This is a genomic window from Ekhidna algicida, from assembly GCF_051379705.1.
Taxonomy (GTDB): domain Bacteria; phylum Bacteroidota; class Bacteroidia; order Cytophagales; family Cyclobacteriaceae; genus Ekhidna.
The window spans coordinates 1,579,523-1,597,104 of record NZ_CP179868.1; the positions used below are offsets into that span (position 1 = coordinate 1,579,523).

Annotated in this window: 16 protein-coding genes; 10 read left to right on the top strand and 6 right to left on the bottom strand. The window is 41.6% G+C overall.

The window, feature by feature from the left end; genetic code table 11:
- Positions 1–43: 43 nt before the first annotated feature.
- A complete protein-coding gene (locus tag ACL8WY_RS06810; protein WP_436517676.1) occupies positions 44–2,197 on the top strand; it encodes a S9 family peptidase in 2,154 nt (717 codons plus the stop codon).
- Here ACL8WY_RS06810 and ACL8WY_RS06815 read toward each other — a convergent pair whose 3' ends face one another.
- Positions 2,198–2,659 (bottom strand): hypothetical protein, encoded by a 462-nt coding sequence (locus ACL8WY_RS06815; RefSeq protein ID WP_436517677.1) that lies wholly within the window; start codon positions 2,657–2,659, stop codon positions 2,198–2,200.
- Positions 2,660–2,665: 6 nt separating this feature from the next.
- Positions 2,666–3,799: a Fic family protein gene (locus ACL8WY_RS06820; protein WP_436517678.1), complete on the bottom strand. Its 1,134-nt coding sequence runs from the start codon at positions 3,797–3,799 to the stop codon at positions 2,666–2,668.
- Between the two features lie 261 nt (positions 3,800–4,060).
- Between ACL8WY_RS06820 and ACL8WY_RS06825 the strand changes: the two genes are divergently transcribed.
- Entirely contained in the window at positions 4,061–6,130 is a 2,070-nt protein-coding gene (locus tag ACL8WY_RS06825) for an alpha-ketoacid dehydrogenase subunit alpha/beta (protein WP_436517679.1), read from the top strand.
- 106 nt (positions 6,131–6,236) lie between these two features.
- Entirely contained in the window at positions 6,237–6,485 is a 249-nt protein-coding gene (locus ACL8WY_RS06830) for a hypothetical protein (protein WP_436517680.1), read from the top strand.
- On the opposite strand, the gene ACL8WY_RS06835 is transcribed toward ACL8WY_RS06830, so the two are convergent.
- Together ACL8WY_RS06835 and ACL8WY_RS06840 are read right to left on the bottom strand one after the other, a co-directional pair.
- Positions 6,472–7,077, bottom strand: coding sequence for a thioredoxin family protein (locus ACL8WY_RS06835; protein WP_436517681.1), 606 nt, complete (start codon positions 7,075–7,077; stop codon positions 6,472–6,474). The genes ACL8WY_RS06830 and ACL8WY_RS06835 overlap by 14 nt on opposite strands.
- Positions 7,078–7,171: 94 nt before the next feature.
- Positions 7,172–8,296 (bottom strand): pyridoxal phosphate-dependent aminotransferase, encoded by a 1,125-nt coding sequence (locus ACL8WY_RS06840; protein ID WP_436517682.1) that lies wholly within the window; start codon positions 8,294–8,296, stop codon positions 7,172–7,174.
- A 76-nt stretch (positions 8,297–8,372) separates the two neighbouring features.
- Here ACL8WY_RS06840 and ACL8WY_RS06845 point away from each other — a divergent pair, with 76 nt between their 5' ends.
- A complete protein-coding gene (locus ACL8WY_RS06845) occupies positions 8,373–9,200 on the top strand; it encodes a DUF3667 domain-containing protein (protein ID WP_436517683.1) in 828 nt (275 codons plus the stop codon).
- Here ACL8WY_RS06845 and ACL8WY_RS06850 read toward each other — a convergent pair.
- Positions 9,197–10,675: an ATP-binding protein gene (locus ACL8WY_RS06850; protein ID WP_436517684.1), complete on the bottom strand. Its 1,479-nt coding sequence runs from the start codon at positions 10,673–10,675 to the stop codon at positions 9,197–9,199. The two genes, ACL8WY_RS06845 and ACL8WY_RS06850, sit on opposite strands and share 4 nt — an antisense overlap.
- Positions 10,676–10,819: 144 nt before the next feature.
- Here ACL8WY_RS06850 and ACL8WY_RS06855 point away from each other — a divergent pair, with 144 nt between their 5' ends.
- Together ACL8WY_RS06855 and ACL8WY_RS06860 are read left to right on the top strand one after the other, a co-directional pair.
- Positions 10,820–12,613, top strand: a complete 1,794-nt coding sequence (locus tag ACL8WY_RS06855) for a DUF885 domain-containing protein (RefSeq protein WP_436517685.1) — start codon at positions 10,820–10,822, stop codon at positions 12,611–12,613.
- A 1-nt stretch (position 12,614) separates the two neighbouring features.
- Complete coding sequence (locus ACL8WY_RS06860; protein ID WP_436517686.1) at positions 12,615–12,968, top strand: arsenate reductase family protein; 354 nt, start codon at positions 12,615–12,617, stop codon at positions 12,966–12,968.
- 18 nt (positions 12,969–12,986) lie between these two features.
- Here ACL8WY_RS06860 and ACL8WY_RS06865 read toward each other — a convergent pair whose 3' ends face one another.
- Positions 12,987–14,363, bottom strand: a complete 1,377-nt coding sequence (locus ACL8WY_RS06865) for an amidohydrolase family protein (protein WP_436517687.1) — start codon at positions 14,361–14,363, stop codon at positions 12,987–12,989.
- Between the two features lie 248 nt (positions 14,364–14,611).
- Between ACL8WY_RS06865 and ACL8WY_RS06870 the strand changes: the two genes are divergently transcribed.
- Genes ACL8WY_RS06870 through ACL8WY_RS06885 form a run of 4 tightly spaced genes read left to right on the top strand, consistent with a single transcriptional unit; the run spans position 14,612 to position 17,537 of the window.
- Positions 14,612–15,475 carry a hypothetical protein gene (locus tag ACL8WY_RS06870; protein ID WP_436517688.1) on the top strand — a complete coding sequence of 288 codons (864 nt, stop codon included), beginning with the start codon at positions 14,612–14,614 and terminating at the stop codon, positions 15,473–15,475.
- Positions 15,476–15,508: 33 nt separating this feature from the next.
- Positions 15,509–16,084 carry a hypothetical protein gene (locus ACL8WY_RS06875; RefSeq protein WP_436517689.1) on the top strand — a complete coding sequence of 192 codons (576 nt, stop codon included), beginning with the start codon at positions 15,509–15,511 and terminating at the stop codon, positions 16,082–16,084.
- Complete coding sequence (locus ACL8WY_RS06880; protein WP_436517690.1) at positions 16,081–17,049, top strand: helix-turn-helix transcriptional regulator; 969 nt, start codon at positions 16,081–16,083, stop codon at positions 17,047–17,049. The genes ACL8WY_RS06875 and ACL8WY_RS06880 overlap by 4 nt, the downstream gene beginning before the upstream one ends.
- Before the next feature lie 5 nt (positions 17,050–17,054).
- Positions 17,055–17,537 carry a DUF4440 domain-containing protein gene (locus ACL8WY_RS06885; protein ID WP_436517691.1) on the top strand — a complete coding sequence of 161 codons (483 nt, stop codon included), beginning with the start codon at positions 17,055–17,057 and terminating at the stop codon, positions 17,535–17,537.
- The last annotated feature ends 45 nt before the right edge of the window (positions 17,538–17,582 follow it).

A 17,582-nucleotide genomic window follows, 5' to 3' on the forward strand; every position in this document is an offset into this window, starting at 1 on the left:
CTAGCTTTAGAAATATTTTGGAACTGATTAATCAACCATTGATATGAAAACAAGACTATTAACCTTTATACTGATAGCTGCCGGCACATTGGCTGGCTTGGCGCAAAACAGAATAGCCGTAGAACAAGCAACAGATGGCACCTTCAGATCAAAGTCTGTCAGAAGTCTAAACTGGATGAATGACGGCCAATTCTACAGTGCTTTATCGGATAACAAAATCATTAAATACAGTGTAATTACAGGTGAAGAAGTGGAAACCATTGCTGATGGTAATGCATTGGATCTTAAAATTTCTTCATACAGCTTTAGTGATGACGAGTCTTTGGTGCTGATCATGACCGATCGCCAATCGATCTATCGCAGGTCATACACTGCGGTCTTCTACCTATTTGATAGAAATTCAAAAGATGTCCGGAAGCTTTCGGATGGGCGACAATCTTACGCCACACTTTCACCTGACAACTCCAAGGTAGCCTTCACCAGAGATAACAATCTTTTCTACGTTGACTTAGCATCGGATAGTGAAATAGCTGTTACCGATGATGGAAAATTCAACTACATCATCAATGGCAGCACAGATTGGGTATATGAAGAAGAACTTTACCTAACTCAGGCTTTTGCCTGGTCTCCGGACAGTAAACGATTGGCTTATTATCGGATGGATGAGTCTGGTGTGCGCGAGTACAACCTCCAGCTATGGAAAGATGGCGCCAACTATCCGGAGGACTACAGATACAAGTATCCAAAAGCAGGCGAGCAAAATTCCATCGTTGAGATTTACTCGTATGAACTCGCTTCCAAAAGCAAGGTGAAAGCGGATATAGGTTCGGAAACCGATATGTACATCCCCCACATCTACTGGACAAAGGATACTGAATTACTCGCCGTTCAAAGACTCAATCGACTTCAAAACCAGATGGATATTTTACATGTGAATGTGAGGAACGGTAACTCTAAAGTGGTTCTATCGGACAAAAGTGACACCTACATTCACTTCACATTTTGTGATGACTTAACCTATCTGGATAATGGCAAACAGTTCATCTACAGCAGTGAGAAAGATGGTTATAAGCACTTCTATCTATACAATATGGACGGAAGCCTTGTTAATCAAATCACCAAGGGTGATTATGAAGCCAGAACATTGGTAGGGCTTGATCAAAGTAAGAAAGTACTGTACTATGCCAGCACCGAAGATTCACCGCTGGAGGTTCACCTATATTCAATCTCATTCTCCGGGAAAGGCAAGAAGAAGCTCACCAATGAAAGTGGACGACATAGGCTTAACATGAGTGATGATGGCAGCTACTACATGGATTATTATTCTTCTGCCACAAAGCCAATGACCGTTGCGCTATATGAAACAAAGGGGAACAAGCTGGTAAAAGTGATGGAAGACAATGCCGAGCTATCTAAGAAAACAAAAGACTATGACTTTGCAGAAAAGGAATTCTTCCAGATTGCCAACAACAGTGGAGATCAGCTAAATGGTTTCTTTCTGAAGCCTGGAGATTTCGATGAGAGCAAAGAATACCCATTGCTCATCTTCCAGTACAGTGGTCCGGGTTCGCAAAACGTCTCCAATAGCTGGGGTGGAGGTCATTTCGTTTGGCATCAGTATCTAGCTCAGAATGGATATATCGTAGCAGTAATTGATACACGCGGAACGGGATACCGAGGAGAAGCCTTCAAAAAAACTACCTATAAGCAATTAGGTAAATATGAAACAGAGGATCTGATTTCAGCAGCCAAAACCCTGGGAGGTTATTCTTACATCGACAAGGATCGCATGGGAATTTGGGGCTGGAGCTATGGAGGATATATGTCTTCACTTTGTATACTCAAAGGGAATGATGTGTTCAAGACCGCAATTGCTATTGCACCGGTTACCACCTGGAGATATTATGATACGATTTACACGGAGAGATACTTGCAACGTCCACAAGACAACCCAAGTGGGTATGATGACAACAGCCCGAATACCCACGCAGATAAATTGAAGGGAAATTTCCTCCTGGTACATGGAACAGGCGATGACAATGTACACTTTCAAAACTCGGTGGCGCTTCAAGAAGAATTGCTGAATGCAGGAAAGCAATTTGATTCATTCTACTACCCAGACAAAACTCATGGCTTAGGTGGAAGAAGAGGACATTTATATCAAATGATGACTGATTTCATCATGGAGAAACTGTAATTATTTCTTAAACCGATCGAGTCCTTTACAACTTTTAATTGCAAAGTAAAGCGCCTTTCCTATCGCAAGGAGAGGCTCTTTTTCTTTGCTATAGAGAACCAGATTTGTTTTCAATCCTGATCCATCTTCTTTGTCATATTTGATCTTCATACTTCCTGAAACAAGAATCAAAGTCCAATCACCATTTTCTTGCTGAATCAGCTTCATTTTATCCTCATCTATGTCCGGTAAGAAAAAGGAACTAATCATCCAACTGCCACCTTTTTCAGTGTCTGACTCTTCGCATTCAAGGTTGCAATCATCATAGTTAAGTCTATAGCATTTAAACTTTAAATCCTCATGTTGCAGCTGACTAATGGAAGAAGCAACAAAAGCAATTGTATCAGCCAACACTTTTTCATCCACTTGGGCTGATAGTGATGAAGAGGCTAATAAAATGATGACAAAAACAATTTTTCGCATGGCGTATTATTCGGATAGAATGCGGTAAAGTTCCAAATTCAAGTAGTAATGATGGCCGGAGATGGTTCTTTTTTCTAAAATGCCCAAATCTACCAGCTCATTCAAATAATTTCTAGCCGTATTCTCAGCATACATCTTTGCATCCGTCAGATGGCTCACTTTAGTCAACGGTTGAGTAAAAATCATCTGGACCAACAATTCCGGCTTTCTGATCTTCGTCTCTGCCTCTATTTCCTCCATAATGCCCTCTTTAGCAGATAGGATATCGTTGATTTTGTTGAAGGTCAGGTTGGCCGTAACCTCCACTGCCTTGAGCATAAAAAGAATCCATCGCTCCCACATCGCTCGCTGCGTGACGCTCGCCAAATGAGAATAATAGTCATTCTTATTGTCGATGATGTATTTACTCAAAAAGAGTATAGGTAAATCAAGCAGCCCTTTTTGCGTCAGAATGTTAATGTTGAAAATTCGCCCAGCTCGTCCATTACCATCTCTAAACGGGTGGATCACTTCAAATTGGTAATGAGCAATCGCCATTTTAATCAATGGGTCTATTGGAAACTTCTCATCATCATTCACAAAATCCAATAAGTTTTTGAGCTTTTGCTCTAGAATATCTTTTCCTCTCGGTGGTGTATAAATTGCGGTTCCGGCATTTGGCCCGGTGCCTCCTTGCTTAATGTAAATTCGTGCACTTGGAGGACGTAAACCATCATTAGCCTGCTTCACCATTCGGTAAATCTTAATGAAATAGTCCATGTCAAACATCTGATGCTTCATCAGGTGATCATGACCTGCCCACAGCGCTTCCCTATAGCGCAGTACTTCCTTAGGCGCACCTTTGATATTCGCATCTTCTCCCTCCTCACTATATGCCTGGTAGAGTTCATCGTCGGTTGTGAAAATATTCTCGATCTCGCTGGAGGCTTTCGCTTCCTGCAAACTGATGGTATTGATCAATATTCCCTGATTTGGAATAGCCACCGATCGTCCATGCAATCTTCCTAACGCAGATTTTGCATTACCCAGCTGCTCCATAATGTCTACCGTGCGATGCAAATCGGGGTGAATTGGCAAATCAGGAAGGTCATTCCAAGGTGCATTTCTGTCTGGATTTATATTAAATAAAGGTTTCTGCATGATTTAATGTCTACTTTATATCAAACATCAATTATATTATTTTTTAATGTTTATTCGAAAATACGTCTTTATTTTGATGTCGGCAACAACATTAAACATTAATTAATAATTATTTTAATGTCTACTATTCAAACAAACATTAAAACAGAAGTCATCTCATACTTGTTTTTAAAATCTAATTCCTAATCACACTCAGATTCTGAAATAAATGCAGAATGACTTTTAATCCGTTTTGTAACTTAGCGCACCCAATAAAAGAATATGTCAAAAACAGCAACAGCACCTAAGAAAAAGAAAGATTCCGCGATAGACTGGAAAGAGATTGCCTTGAAGATGCTCGTCTCCAGAGCAATGGACGATCTAGAGGAAAACAAGCTGGTTCCTGAAAAGAAAGTACTCTACCAATTCTCAGCTAGAGGTCATGAACTTGGACAGCTGATTCTTGCCCATCTGCTAGACAAACCAAAAGATTCTGCCAGCGCGTACTATCGCTCTCGTCCGCTCATGATCGGATTGGGCCTTTCCGTAGAAGATGCGCTTTCTGCACCTCTGACGCGTTCAGGAGGTTACAGCGACGGAAGAGACATTGGAGTAGTTTGTAACATGCCGAGCTCCGATCGCGGATGCGTGGTACTCCCCATGGCGGGCGATGTTGGCGCTCAATATACACCGGCAATTGGTTGGGCCCAAAGCATCGAATACCATGCAAAAACCTTAAAAGATAAGACCTACAAAGATTCCATGTCAGTTATTCTCGGAGGAGATGGATCGGTAGCTACAAATGGATTTTGGTCTGCTTTAACAATCGCTACAACTCAAAAACTACCGGTACTATTCTACATTGAGGATAATGGTTATGGTATCTCCGTTACTAGCGAATTCCAAACACCGGGAAAAAACATTGCCGACAACCTCGCTTCTTTCAAAAATCTGGATATCTGGGACGGTAGCGGCACCAATCCTGAGGAAGCCTACAAGCTGTTGAAAGCAGGCGCTGATCACGTTCGATCCAGAAAAGGACCTGCATTGGTAAGACTGACAGTGCCCAGACTAAATGGCCATTCGTATCAGGATAATCAGGCATACAAAGACGAGAAGCTTTTAAAGAAGGAACAAGCCAACGATCCTTTGAAAGCCGTGGAAAAGATGTTTTCTGCTAAAGAGTGGAAAGCACTACAAAAAGAGGCTCAATCGATTGTGGATCAAGCAGCTGAAGCGGCACTTAACCGACCTGCTCCGGATGCCAGTAAAGTCAAAAAATTTGTTTTCTCCGAGTCAGATGAGGTTCAAAAAATTGGAGGATTGCGTCCAGCAAATCCAACATTCCCTACCAGCACCGAAGAGCCTAATCCTGACAAGCGACGAATCAATATTGGAGAAGCAATCAACCTTGCTCTGGATTACGAATTGAAAACCAACCCTAAAGTGTTGGTCTTTGGAGAAGACGTAGGAATGAAAGGTGGCGTGCATGCCGTAACCATGGGTTTGCAGTCCAAATATGGAGAAGACCGAGTATTTGACACCTCTCTTTCCGAAGAAGGAATCATTGGTCGTGCGGTAGGAATGGCCTACGGTGGATTGATGCCGGTGGCAGAAATCCAGTTTAGAAAATATGCCGATCCGGCAATGGAGCAGCTCAACAACTGTGGAACCACGCGTTGGAGAACAGCCAACCGTTTTGCAGCGCCAATCGTGGTGCGAATGCCTGGAGGTTTTGCCAAAGTAGGTGACCCTTGGCACTCGGTAACTAACGAGGTAATGTTTGCCCATGCCATTGGCTGGCAGGTAGCCTTCCCAAGTAACGCACAGGATGCTGTAGGTCTGATTCGAACGGCTATGCGCTCGGACAACCCGACCATGTTCTTCGAACACCGAAACCTCAACGATAACAGATACGCGCGAAGGCCATATCCTGGAGATGAGTTTGTAGTGCCATTTGGCAAAGCAGCACTTTTGAAAGAAGGAACGGATATCACAATTGTGACCTGGGGTGCTATGTGTGAAGCTTGCGAAGGAGCCGTAGATGAAACCGGAATCTCTGCTGATGTGATCGACTTACGAACCATCATGCCTTGGGACAAAGAAGCGGTGCTCAACTCCATCAAGAAAACAAACAGATGCCTGATTGTGCATGAAGATGCGCTAACAGCCGGGTTTGGAGCAGAGATAGCAGCGGTGCTTGCTTCCGAAGGATTCAACTATCTGGACGCACCAGTGGAAAGAGTCGCTATGCCGGATATTCCACTTCCTCACAATGTACCGTTGATGGAATCGGTGGTTCCCAATGTGGAGCGTATATCTGAGAAGATGCGGGAGATTGTGGAGTTCTGAATCAAGATGCTTTACAGAAATAACCTAGCAGCTAGGTTTTGATCGCTAACCCAGAGTCATATTTTCACGTGTAATAATTATTGGAACCTGGGGAATAGCACGAGATATGGCCAAACTAAACGAGGAGAACTTATCCAAGCTCTCGCGTAAAGGCATGTACTCCAGAATGAAGGAATTAGGTTCCAAATCCAAAGGAAAAATCTACACTTTCAAAAAAGCTACTCCTGAAATTTTGATGGCTATTAGACAAAAAAGACAAGCCGAAAATCAAGCTTCGAAGAAAAAGCGCATGATCATTGGATCCGCCTGTGTATTTTTTGCGCTTATTCTTTTTTGGATAACTATGACACTTTAGCAACCAACAGTTCTGCAATCTCCTCTTGAACTGCACCAGACTTATTTTCATTGTACCATTTCTGAAGCGTGACCTGAAACTCTTTGTATGGCTCTCTGTCTTCGCGCTCTCGCCATCCCCAATAGAGGCTTTGTGCTTCTTTGGGTCTCGGTCCCCAATCAAAAAGAACATTCAATTCTTCATCCAACGCAATGAGTTTAGGAATGGACCTACCTCCTTTAGTTAAAAACTGGTCCATCAGCTCAAGATTCTCATCTCGCAACACAATGCGTAGATCAATGGAAGGATTTAGCTCTGCCAGCTTTGCAATAATCGGAACGCTATTGGCCGCATCTCCACACCAAGTTTCTGTTATCAATAGCCAAATCTGTTTGGGCAAAGTTTGAATTTGCTCAACCAGGTCAGGACGAAGTACAGATGTTTTCCCTATTCGCTTAGAGCGTTGTGAATTGAGCTTGGTGTAGTAGATTAAATCTTCTTTTTGCTCACCTGAGGTTTTTCCTTCAGCGGCGAAGTTGCTTAAGATGGTCTGATATTCTTCAGCGGAATAGGATTGGTTGAGAGAACTGGCGATGATGTGCTTGAGATCCATTGATTTATAATTTCAATGGAATACACGATTGCAAGCATGAAAGTTCTACTTCTTCTCTTCAATAGACTCAAAAGGTAGGCTGCACGACCAAAGACTAAACCAAAAAGTCCTTTGCTGTGTCCACAAATTGCCTCATCTGATCAGGTTTACCAATACTCACCCGGATGTGGTTGGTCATGGTTGGCCACTTAGTTATGAGGATTCCGCGCTCTTTCATTTTGGCGATCAGGTTACTTTCAAAGCGATCATCTCGTGCATAAATGAAATTGGTAGATGAAGGATTGTATTTCACACCCCAGGAATCGTAGGCTTCATAGACAATCTTCTTCCCTTCTGCATTTCGGACAACACATTGATTGAGAAACTCCGGATCATCCATTGTGGCGGTGGCAGCAACCAACGGTGGCCAACCCGTGGAGATTTCCGCACCCAGATGTCGTCTGCTCAGTGCATCGATGTTTTTCTTGTGAGAAACAGCATATCCCATTCGCAAGCCTGCCAAGCCATAGGCTTTTGAAAATGTCCGGCAGATAATCAGGTTCGGCAATTCATCCACCAATCCAATCATACTGCCTTTTAGTCCTGCATTGGAATACTCAACATATGCCTCATCCACACAGATCAGCACATTTTCCGGCACTTTTCTGCAAAAATTCTTTAAGTCTTCGGTGGCTACTTCAGTTCCTGTTGGATTGTTGGGATTGCAGATAAACACCATCCTTGTTTGTTCAGAGATGGCGTCCAAAACACTTTGCAGATCAATCCGATCATCATCGTCCAGGTCTACCTTTCGAATCGTGGCACCTGTTCGTTCACCAAAGCGAAGCGCAGTAGGAAAGGTTGGGAAAGGTGTCAATATTTCTCCTTTTTGAAGTGCCACATGCTGCCCTAGCAAGGACAGCACTTCAGTGGATCCGGCAGTCAGTAGAAAATTTCTGGTCCTAAGATTATTCTTCTTGGCTAGCTTCTCTTTCAATTCTGCTGCCACCTCGTCCGGATATCGATTGGCAAACTTCATGGCCTCATTGACAGCTTTAATAGCGGACTCAGAAGGGCCGTACGGGTTTTCGTTCCAATTCAACAGAATCAGGCCGTCCTTCTCTTGAAATTCTTTTGGCCGTTCGCTGGCACATCCTTGAGCTACCGGAGCTCCTGCTAACAAAACGGAAGCGGAAGCTAGTAAACTTTGGTGCAGCCATTGTCGTCGATTGATGCTCATAGGTTTCTAAGTTGGTATAGGAGTAATTTAATGAATTGAAAGATTAAGTAGTTTTGAAACGACCAACCTGATTGATTTGAATACACGTATTTGTAAGACATGTGATACCGAATTCTCCGGAAACTACTGCAACAATTGTGGAGAGAAGGTAATCAGCCAAGAAGATCGAAAGTTCAAGTATTACCTTGGTGAATTTATCAATGCGCTGACCTTTGCCGACAACAAGCTTTGGAGGACATTAAAAACTATTCTGATTTCACCGGGTAAGCTTTCAAGCGAATTTGTTGAAGGGCGACGTAAGAATTACATGAAGCCAGTCTCAATTTTTTTTCTGGCTAACCTAATCTATTTCCTATTTCCTGTAATCAACACGTTCACGACTAGTTTACAGATTCAGATGAGCGGATTGCCTTATAGCGAAATTGTTAATCAATGGGTAGTCGAGGAGGTGGCAGAAAGAGGCATCAAATTCGAAGAATACGAGAAAATATACAACACAAAAACTACTGAACTATCTAAGCTTCTACTAACCGTAATGGCCACTTTGATTGGTTTTTTTCTATGGCCTATTCATATTGGTAGCAAGAGAAACCTACTGGCTGATCAAATGACTATTGGGCAAGAAGTGATGACTTTTATTTTAATTTTTTGCCTTCAGCTTTTAGCTGGATTGATTTTGATTGCTTCACTGATAGGGATAAAACATAATCTATTTTCTGATGTGATTATTTCAACTCTAAGCTGTATCATGCTGCTCTTTTTCTTCGCTAAAGTCGAGTATCAATTTTACGGATTCAGAGGTTTTAGACTCGTTATAAATACAATTCTGAGTTTATTGACAGTGATTATCGCACTTTTCCTATACAGAGCAATCCTCTTCTTTGTGACTTTCTGGGCTATTTAATGCAATTGAATTGGGACACTAAATGTGAATTTTGTGCCTTTATTTTCTTCACTTTCACAAACAAGTATTCCTCCATTCATTTCTATAAAATCTTTGGTAATCAACAATCCAAAGCCATTGCCCTTTTCTCCTTTTGTCCCGGGTCTAACTGCAGGCTTACCGGTCTTCACCAACTCTTCATACCAAATCGGATTCATGCCTACTCCCTGATCCTGAATGCTCACCTGAACCTCATCTTGGTTAGAAGCTGAAGATATCTGTATAGTACCTCCTTCATAACTAAATTTTATTCCGTTCGATAGAAGATTCCTCAGCACAACTCGAAGCATGTCACGATCAAATGAAATCTCACAATCGGATATACCGTTCTCGATCGTGATGTCCTTATTCTTGGCCAAAGACTTTAGTTCTGACTTTACATCATTGACCATTTTTTCAAGATCGATTGTTTCTTGCTGAACATTGATTCCGTCCAACTGCTTATAGCTCCAATGAAGCAGGCGCTCCATAACCACCAGGCTTTCGGATAATCCAACCTTCGTTTGATGTGTGAATTCCGCCACCTTTTCTGGGTCCAACAAGTTTTGTTCGAGCAAGTCTATCAAACTGGAAAGATTCTGCAATGGGTTCCTCAGGTCGTGAGCTACTAAGGAAAACAGCTTGTTTTTTAGCTCATTGGTTCTTTGTAGTTCATTACGCTGCTCCTCCATTTCTTCCATGGTCTCTTTAAGCGAGCTGGTTTGAAGGTCTACTTCTGCCTGGAGTTTCTGGTTTATGTTGCGTTCAAGGATTAATTTCTCCTTCTCAATGTTTTTGATTTTGTAGCCTACAAAGACGGAAAAAAGTACCATTTGAGCTGCCATACCACTGAAAATTACCAGCCTGACGTATGGAAACATTATAGCTTCACCTTCCCCCTGCTGCGAAAACCAAATGATTACATATGCCACTGCAGCCAGAATCATAGGTAAATTGGTATACAGATACAGGCTGGCTAACTTCTCCCTATTCCACAGCGAAAAACAAACTGCAAAGTTGATTAGGAGTGTCAATAGTGTTGCTAACGCCGCAATGTATGAAAGGCCACTGCTGAGTTCATCGCTATCAACTACAAGGATGTTACAGAGCTGAGCAAACGCAGTTGCCAAAGAAATGACGATGAGTATTCGAAATACCAATGACCATTTTGGATATTTTGTGCGAGTGATCCCAATAAAGGACTGGGTGAAATAAAGTGCACCGAGAGTGGTAGAAAGTGCGGTTATAATAGAAAATTTACTTGCAAGTGCGGTATAGGCCTCATCCCATAAAGGCAAAGAAATGTGAGCCGCTAAAGCAAAAACCAATATGCAAAAGTGGATGAATACTTTGTGTCTCAGCACAAAAAAAAGCAACAGACTATTCAAGCCTAAAACTCCGAAAATGGAGGAAAAAACTATGATCGTATTAAATGCGAAAAGCTCTGGGTTAGTCAATATGCTGTTGCTTAAACCAACAAATTAATGATTGATGAGTAAAGAAGAAAGTCTAAAGATGCGGTGCTTACTCCTAAATCATTTACCGAATCAATACTTTCATAGATTTGCGATCGTAATTAATTTTTACAAAAAATAAAATCAATGAAAAATCTAGCCTTATTGTTCCTTGCCACTGTACTAACTTTTTGTACACAACAAACACCGCAAGAAGAGCAACCGACCGCCAATGAAGCATTTGCTGAAATGCTTGAGAATTATGCTGAAGACGGCCTCAAGCTGTTCCCAATCAACGCCACCTTTCAGGGAGATAACAGGTATAATGATTTGTTGCGTAATGACCTCACTGCAAACTTCAATAATGAGCTAAAAACACATTATACCGGCTATCTGAAGAAGCTCGAAAGCTTTGATCGGAGCTCGCTATCTTCTGAGGAACAAATAAGCCATGATATCCTGAAATGGGAATGCGAAATCGCACTTGCAGAAATGCAATATCATGCAGGGTTGATGCCTGTAGATCAATTTTGGACGACTCAGCTAATGATTGGTCAGCTTGCTTCAGGATCAAGCGCACAACCATTTGAGACAAAAGAAGATTATGACAACTGGCTAAAGCGTGTTGATGTATTTGTAGAATGGTGTGATACTGCGATTATGCGCATGAAAGAAGGCATTGCGCAAGACATTGTGTTACCAAAATCTCTTTCGGCTAAAGTGATTCCCCAGCTGGCTGCATGGAAAGATGGCCCTGCCGAAACGCACCATTTCTACTTGCCGGCAAAAAACATTCCTGAGGAAATTTCTATGGTAGATGTGGAAGACATAAAAGCAACCTATGCAGTTTTGGTTGAAAAAAAGGTGATACCAGCAATCAATCGCCTGCACGATTTCTTTAAAAATGAATATTTGCCAGCTGGCAGAGAGACGTCTGGAATTGGAGCATTACCAAAAGGTGACGAATGGTATCAGCATCGTATCAAACTATATACAACCACAGATATGACTGCCGATGAAGTGTTTGAACTGGGTAAGTCTGAAGTAGCACGTATCAGAGATGAAATGGAAAAAGTGATGGCTCAGGTTGGCTTTGAAGGCACATTGAATGAATTCTTCGATCACGTTCGAATGAACCCTGACCTCATGCCTTTCACGAATCCTCAGCAGGTTATCCACAATTTCAATGCAATTCATGAACGAATGAAGCCGAACCTTAATGAACTATTTGACCTGACTCCTAAAACTCCTTTTGAAGTAAGAAGAACAGAAGCATTCAGAGAAGCTTCAGCAAGTGCTGAATACAACCCCGGCTCGATTGACGGCACACGTCCAGGTATTTTTTATGTACCTATTCCCAATGTAAGTCGCTATAATATGTACTCGGATGAAAGCCTATTTCTTCACGAAGCGATTCCCGGGCACCATTATCAGATCTCACTGGCTCAGGAAAATGAGCAGCTGCCTTCCTTCCGAAGATCACTTTGGTACAGTAGCTATGGTGAAGGCTGGGCGCTCTACAGCGAGTCGTTAGGTAAAGAATTAGGCTTATACACAGACCCTTATCAGTATTTCGGAATGCTGAGTGCAGAAATGCACAGAGCGATCAGACTTGTGGTGGATGCAGGGCTTCACGCCAAAGGATGGACACGAGAAGAAGCAATCCAATATTCACTCGAAAATGAAGCAGAATCAGAAGCAAGTATCACTTCAGAGATCGAACGATACATGGCTGGGCCAGGTCAGGCGCTTTCATACAAAGTCGGCCAACTAAAAATTCTTGAGCTTAGAAAGCAAGCAAAAGATGCTTTGGGTGATAAGTTTGACATTCGTGAATATCACAACATTGTTCTAGAATCCGGTTGCGTGCCACTGACAGTATTGGAGCGAAAAATTGAAAACTGGATGGCTTCTAAATTAGAATCAATAAATAGAGACTAGAATGAAAAAAGTTTATTACCTCTCTACATGTACCACATGCAAGCGAATCATGGACGAAATGGGAGATTTGATTTCTGACTTTGAAAAACAAGACATAAAAAGTGATCAGATGACGTTTGATCAAATCGATGAGATGAAAAACAGGAGCGGGACTTACGAGTCGCTCTTCTCTAGAAAAGCGATGAAATATCGTTCGATGGGATTAGGTGATATGAATCTTTCCGAAAATGATTATCGGAAACTGATCCAAGAAGAATATACCTTTTTAAAGCGACCAGTTTTTCTAGTCGACGGTCAGATTTTTGTAGGAAATAGTAAAAAAACCATTGAAGAATTAAAGGCGCATCTAGCCTAGATTGAATCACTGAGCGATCTAAATATCTTTAGATCGCTCAGCTATTTCAGCAAGTTTCGCATCAATCATTATACGATCCAGCCAACGACCTCTAACCATTACTCCTTCTGGATTTTTGAGATTCTTAATGTCTTCTAATGGGTTGTTGTTCAATAAAATAAGATCCGCACTCGCACCTTCTTTCACTTCGCCAAATTCACCTTCCATTTCAAAAAAGATGGCTGGATTTATGGTTCCGGTCTGAATGGCTTCCAGCGGAGTGAGTCCGGCTTCTATAATTCCGTTCAGCTCGTGATGAATAGAAAATCCCGGCACATTAAAGACTTGAGGTGCGTCCGAACCAAGTAACAACCCATGTCCATTGGCATGCAGTTTTTTGATAAGCTCATGTCGTATATCTGTAAAAAGCACAAACTTATCGACCGTAAATTCCGGATCTCCAATCAGGTTTTTCTTGCTATTCACCCACTGAGTCACAGTTGATTTCGGCATGTACTTAAAATCAGGATCATTTTCCTTAATTTCTTCAGGATCTACAGGTGAAAACCATCGAACAAATAAACTTTGGGTAGGCACCACCCAAACCTTATTCATTTTAGTCAAAGCAACCAATTCACCTATTTTAGATCTATCTGCCAAATGGGTGAAACTGTATCCAAAAAATCCATTTTGATCAGGTGCTACATTTGCACTCTCCGGCACCAGGCCTTCCAGAAACCCGTCCACATGATCTATAGAACCATATCCACTAGCAATCGCGTGCCTTATACCTACATCAACCGGAACATGTCCGCTAAAACCAATCCCAACCTCATTGGCTGTTTTCACAATCTCATTAAACACCTCCAACTTTAATCCTGGATGAATTTTCAAAAAGTCATAGCCATCGGCTTTGAACTGTGTGATTTTTTCTCTGGCCTCTGCTTTCGTTTTTACGGAGTTTCCATTTACCGAAGGACTTGAAGTAAATATTCTTGGACTTAATATCTCATTATTAGCGGCTTGCGATCGAAGCTTTAAGTGTTCCGGATGTCCAAGCATTCCCCTGATAGTCGTCACGCCATTGGATAGGTATAGAAATAAGGTCTCATCTGTCCGATCTCTACCCCACTGAGGTGAAGGAATGTGTGCATGCATTTCGGCCAGACCCGGCATTAGATAGCCACCATTACCGTCAATGATCGTAGCATCACCCTGATTTATCTCTTTTGCAATCGCTTTGATCATTCCATTCTTAACAAGAACACTCATCCCTTCAGCAATGCTTCCATCACTAACATCTATGATTTTTACATCTTTTATGAGAGTCATTGGAAAATCAGTGTCTGAAGCTGATTCCTGAGCAGAACAGGATGTAATCAGTAGAAGCAAGAGTGTTTTTATGAGATGTTTCATGATTGTAGTTTGGATTAAGATACGGATACTATCGACGAGTAAGAATCAATTTGTGACGAACGGCTAAATCGTCCTAAAAATCGATTTTAAGATTAAAGTAACACTTTAAGTGTATGCATCTATTAAGCATTAGTCACATTACTTATATGTAAATGAGTGAATATAATGGGTAAAACAAGGCAAATCCACCTCTAAGTTTGTATCGTACCAAACCCACCAAATTGGTTATGTTGTTACACACACTAATATTGAACACTGCGCTTTCACTGTTTGCTCCACAGGAGTTGACAGATGGAAAACAAAATGATTCTGCTGAGGCGAAAGCCGTCGCAGGGCAATCTGTAATGGAAACAGTTTTTGATCGTTTCCATATCAATTACGAAATGAGTCGGACACACAAGATTGGATACTACAAAGAATCCATGTCAGACGCTCAGTCCATTTATTATCTAGCTGATGGAATCGTAGATATTTTTATACCATCCAACCTAAATCAGGTTGAGAATGCCTCGATCTCTCCCATTAAGACAAGAAAGAAGGCATTTAAAGAAATAAATGAAGAAAACCTGCTCTTCGGAAATGCCAGTGACATGGCCAGATCTTCTGTTTGGAGACCTAATTCCTTTTTGAGTGAAAAGAATAGAGATCATTATACATTCAGCTATCTCGCTGATACTATAATCAATGAAAATGAAGTCTCAATTATAGCTTTTGAACCTTCAAAAACCAATGGAAAGGCTATTGGTAAAATCTATGTCGACAAATCCAGCTTTGCTATTTTAAAAATCGACTACCGACCTATTGTGCATCATTCCAAATATTGGAGCAAAGTATCATGGACTGAAGAATTCAAATTCAAGAATGGAGCCTATGAACTTTCCAATGTGAAATTTCATGGAACCAGTATAGAAAATGACTTTCAATACGACGCAATTCTGATTATGGATCAATTGGAGGTGCTCAGCCGTATCCCTGAAAATGAATCATACATTCAAGAAAACGTCTCTCTTTTTGAAAAGGCTGATGAAGAGTTTACCGATAGCTTCTGGGAAGGTTATGATTTTTTGAAGCGCTCGCTAAGTGCAGAACCCCACTTGTTAACCCAAAACTAAGAACTACAATCATGGATTCTCGTAAGAGAATTCATGATTAAGTACCTTCCCTTCCTATTTCTTTTTGCCTGCGGTATAGATCGAGATATTCCGGAGCTCACAAAAATTGAATTGACCAAGCTTCAAGAATATACCCGCATGGATCCTGTTCATAGGGTACAAATTTCAGATGACTTTGAATCAGGGGAATCCCTATTGCTATGCCTCCGGTTCGTTGACCTCAGCTCTCGAGAACCACTCAACAACCAGATAATTCATTTTTATCATGCAGATGCGGATGGCGAATACCGACCAACCATACCAGGAGATGAAACGACCGCACGCTTGAGTGGAGATGCGGTTACCGATGTAGAGGGACAAGTATTTCTTAAAACAACCTTGCCGGGAGATTATGGAAGTTCCTCGGATAACAGACACATTCACACCACCGTATTTGGCGCTACGCCAGCGGCCTATGACATCCACTTTAAACAGTATACCGGATTTATGGGTGCGCGCTTTATTGACGGAAGTGATCAACATTTTTTGGCCTACTTAAAGAAAGACGCCAGGGGTAATTTGGTATCTTTCTTGACCATTGAAGTCAAAAATCCTAATTTTCTTCCATGAACCGAATCGACCGACTCAATGCATTACTAATCCACCTACAAGGTAAACCTCGTGTAACTATTGGGGAGTTAGAGGAACGATTTGAAGTCGGACGAAGAACCATTTTCAGAGACATTCGGTCATTGATTGATTCAGGCGTGCCAATAGGTGGCGACGCTGGTGAAGGATATTTTATCGTAGAAGGCTATCACCTTCCTCCGGTGGTGTTTGATAAAGAAGAGGCTAGCGCCATCCTTTTAGGAGCAAAGTTTATCGAGAGAAGTGCTGATCCTCATACCATTCAAACATTTGAAAAGGCGATGTACAAAATAAAGGCTGTGCTGAAATACTCTGATAAGGAATTTCTAGACAATCTGGAAGATCGAATTTCAATTCGTCCAGGACCTTCACCAAACCCTACTCCAGACTCACATATTGCAGAAATACAGCTAGCAATTGCTACCAACAGGTTAATTGATATCACATATTATTCTCAATACAATGATTCCACGACACAGCGAGAAGTAGAGCCTTTAGGAATGGTTTTCTATTCTGGCCGATGGCATCTCATCGCTTATTGTCGTTTGAGAAAAGACTTGAGGGATTTTCGGGCAGATCGCATTCAGAAGGTAAAAGTGCTTGGAGAAAACATCGACCCTTCAAAACATCCAAACTATATGGACTTTTTAAATGAAGCACTACTCGGTACGGACGCGAAAGAAGCTACTATTATTTGTTCAGCTTTGGTCGCTCGGTTTATGGGTGAACAAAAATATTATCAGGGTTTTGTGGAGGAAAAAAAGCTTGAAGATGGCCGATATGAGATGAAATTTGTGACTCCATACTATGATTATTTTGCACGATGGCTGATGATGTATGGAAAAGAGATAGAGATCATTTCACCCTCTGAACTTCAGGGCTATGCGGCAAATTTGGCCAAAGAACTTCTTGAACATCACAGTGCCCCATTTTTAGCTAAAACGTAATTCAAATGAAACAATCATTCGCTGCTTTCTTTCTACTATTCTCTACACTATCATTTAGTCAGGCGGTACAAAAAGAAATCGATGAGCAAATATGGATCCCCTTTACCAAAGCCTGGGAATCAAATGATGGTGACGCTTACAATGCGATACATTCCGATAATGTCTGGAGGATCAATCCGGGGAGACTTTTGGTTGGTGATGAATACAAAAAGAGGAATTCGGATCGGATGAAAGGACAAGAAAAAAACAGCATTATCGAGTTCTCCTTTGAAACAAGAACTGAAAATGGACCTAATGCGTACGAAGTGGGCTACTATCGCATTACCCGAGCTTCAGATGGACAACAATTTGTTGGTCGGTTCCATGTTGCTTTACAGAAAATCAAGGGTGCATGGAAGATTACACAAGACTGGGACACCGATGAAATAAATGGAGTTAAGCTCACAACAGAAGGCCTAAAAAACAGAGCATTCATACATTTTCAATAATTTTTCTTACTTCAAAATCCGAGTGACATAGGGCTGTCACTGACA

What these genes read in the sequence shown, in the direction of transcription:
- ACL8WY_RS06810 (WP_436517676.1), top strand. Translation starts at nt 44, where the DNA reads ATGAAAACAAGACTATTAACCTTTATACTGATAGCTGCCGGCACATTG.
- ACL8WY_RS06815 (WP_436517677.1), bottom strand. Translation starts at nt 2,659, where the DNA reads ATGCGAAAAATTGTTTTTGTCATCATTTTATTAGCCTCTTCATCACTA.
- ACL8WY_RS06820 (WP_436517678.1), bottom strand. Translation starts at nt 3,799, where the DNA reads ATGCAGAAACCTTTATTTAATATAAATCCAGACAGAAATGCACCTTGG.
- ACL8WY_RS06825 (WP_436517679.1), top strand. Translation starts at nt 4,061, where the DNA reads ATGTCAAAAACAGCAACAGCACCTAAGAAAAAGAAAGATTCCGCGATA.
- ACL8WY_RS06830 (WP_436517680.1), top strand. Translation starts at nt 6,237, where the DNA reads ATGGCCAAACTAAACGAGGAGAACTTATCCAAGCTCTCGCGTAAAGGC.
- ACL8WY_RS06835 (WP_436517681.1), bottom strand. Translation starts at nt 7,077, where the DNA reads ATGGATCTCAAGCACATCATCGCCAGTTCTCTCAACCAATCCTATTCC.
- ACL8WY_RS06840 (WP_436517682.1), bottom strand. Translation starts at nt 8,296, where the DNA reads ATGAGCATCAATCGACGACAATGGCTGCACCAAAGTTTACTAGCTTCC.
- ACL8WY_RS06855 (WP_436517685.1), top strand. Translation starts at nt 10,820, where the DNA reads ATGAAAAATCTAGCCTTATTGTTCCTTGCCACTGTACTAACTTTTTGT.
- ACL8WY_RS06860 (WP_436517686.1), top strand. Translation starts at nt 12,615, where the DNA reads ATGAAAAAAGTTTATTACCTCTCTACATGTACCACATGCAAGCGAATC.
- ACL8WY_RS06865 (WP_436517687.1), bottom strand. Translation starts at nt 14,363, where the DNA reads ATGAAACATCTCATAAAAACACTCTTGCTTCTACTGATTACATCCTGT.
- ACL8WY_RS06875 (WP_436517689.1), top strand. Translation starts at nt 15,509, where the DNA reads ATGATTAAGTACCTTCCCTTCCTATTTCTTTTTGCCTGCGGTATAGAT.
- ACL8WY_RS06880 (WP_436517690.1), top strand. Translation starts at nt 16,081, where the DNA reads ATGAACCGAATCGACCGACTCAATGCATTACTAATCCACCTACAAGGT.
- ACL8WY_RS06885 (WP_436517691.1), top strand. Translation starts at nt 17,055, where the DNA reads ATGAAACAATCATTCGCTGCTTTCTTTCTACTATTCTCTACACTATCA.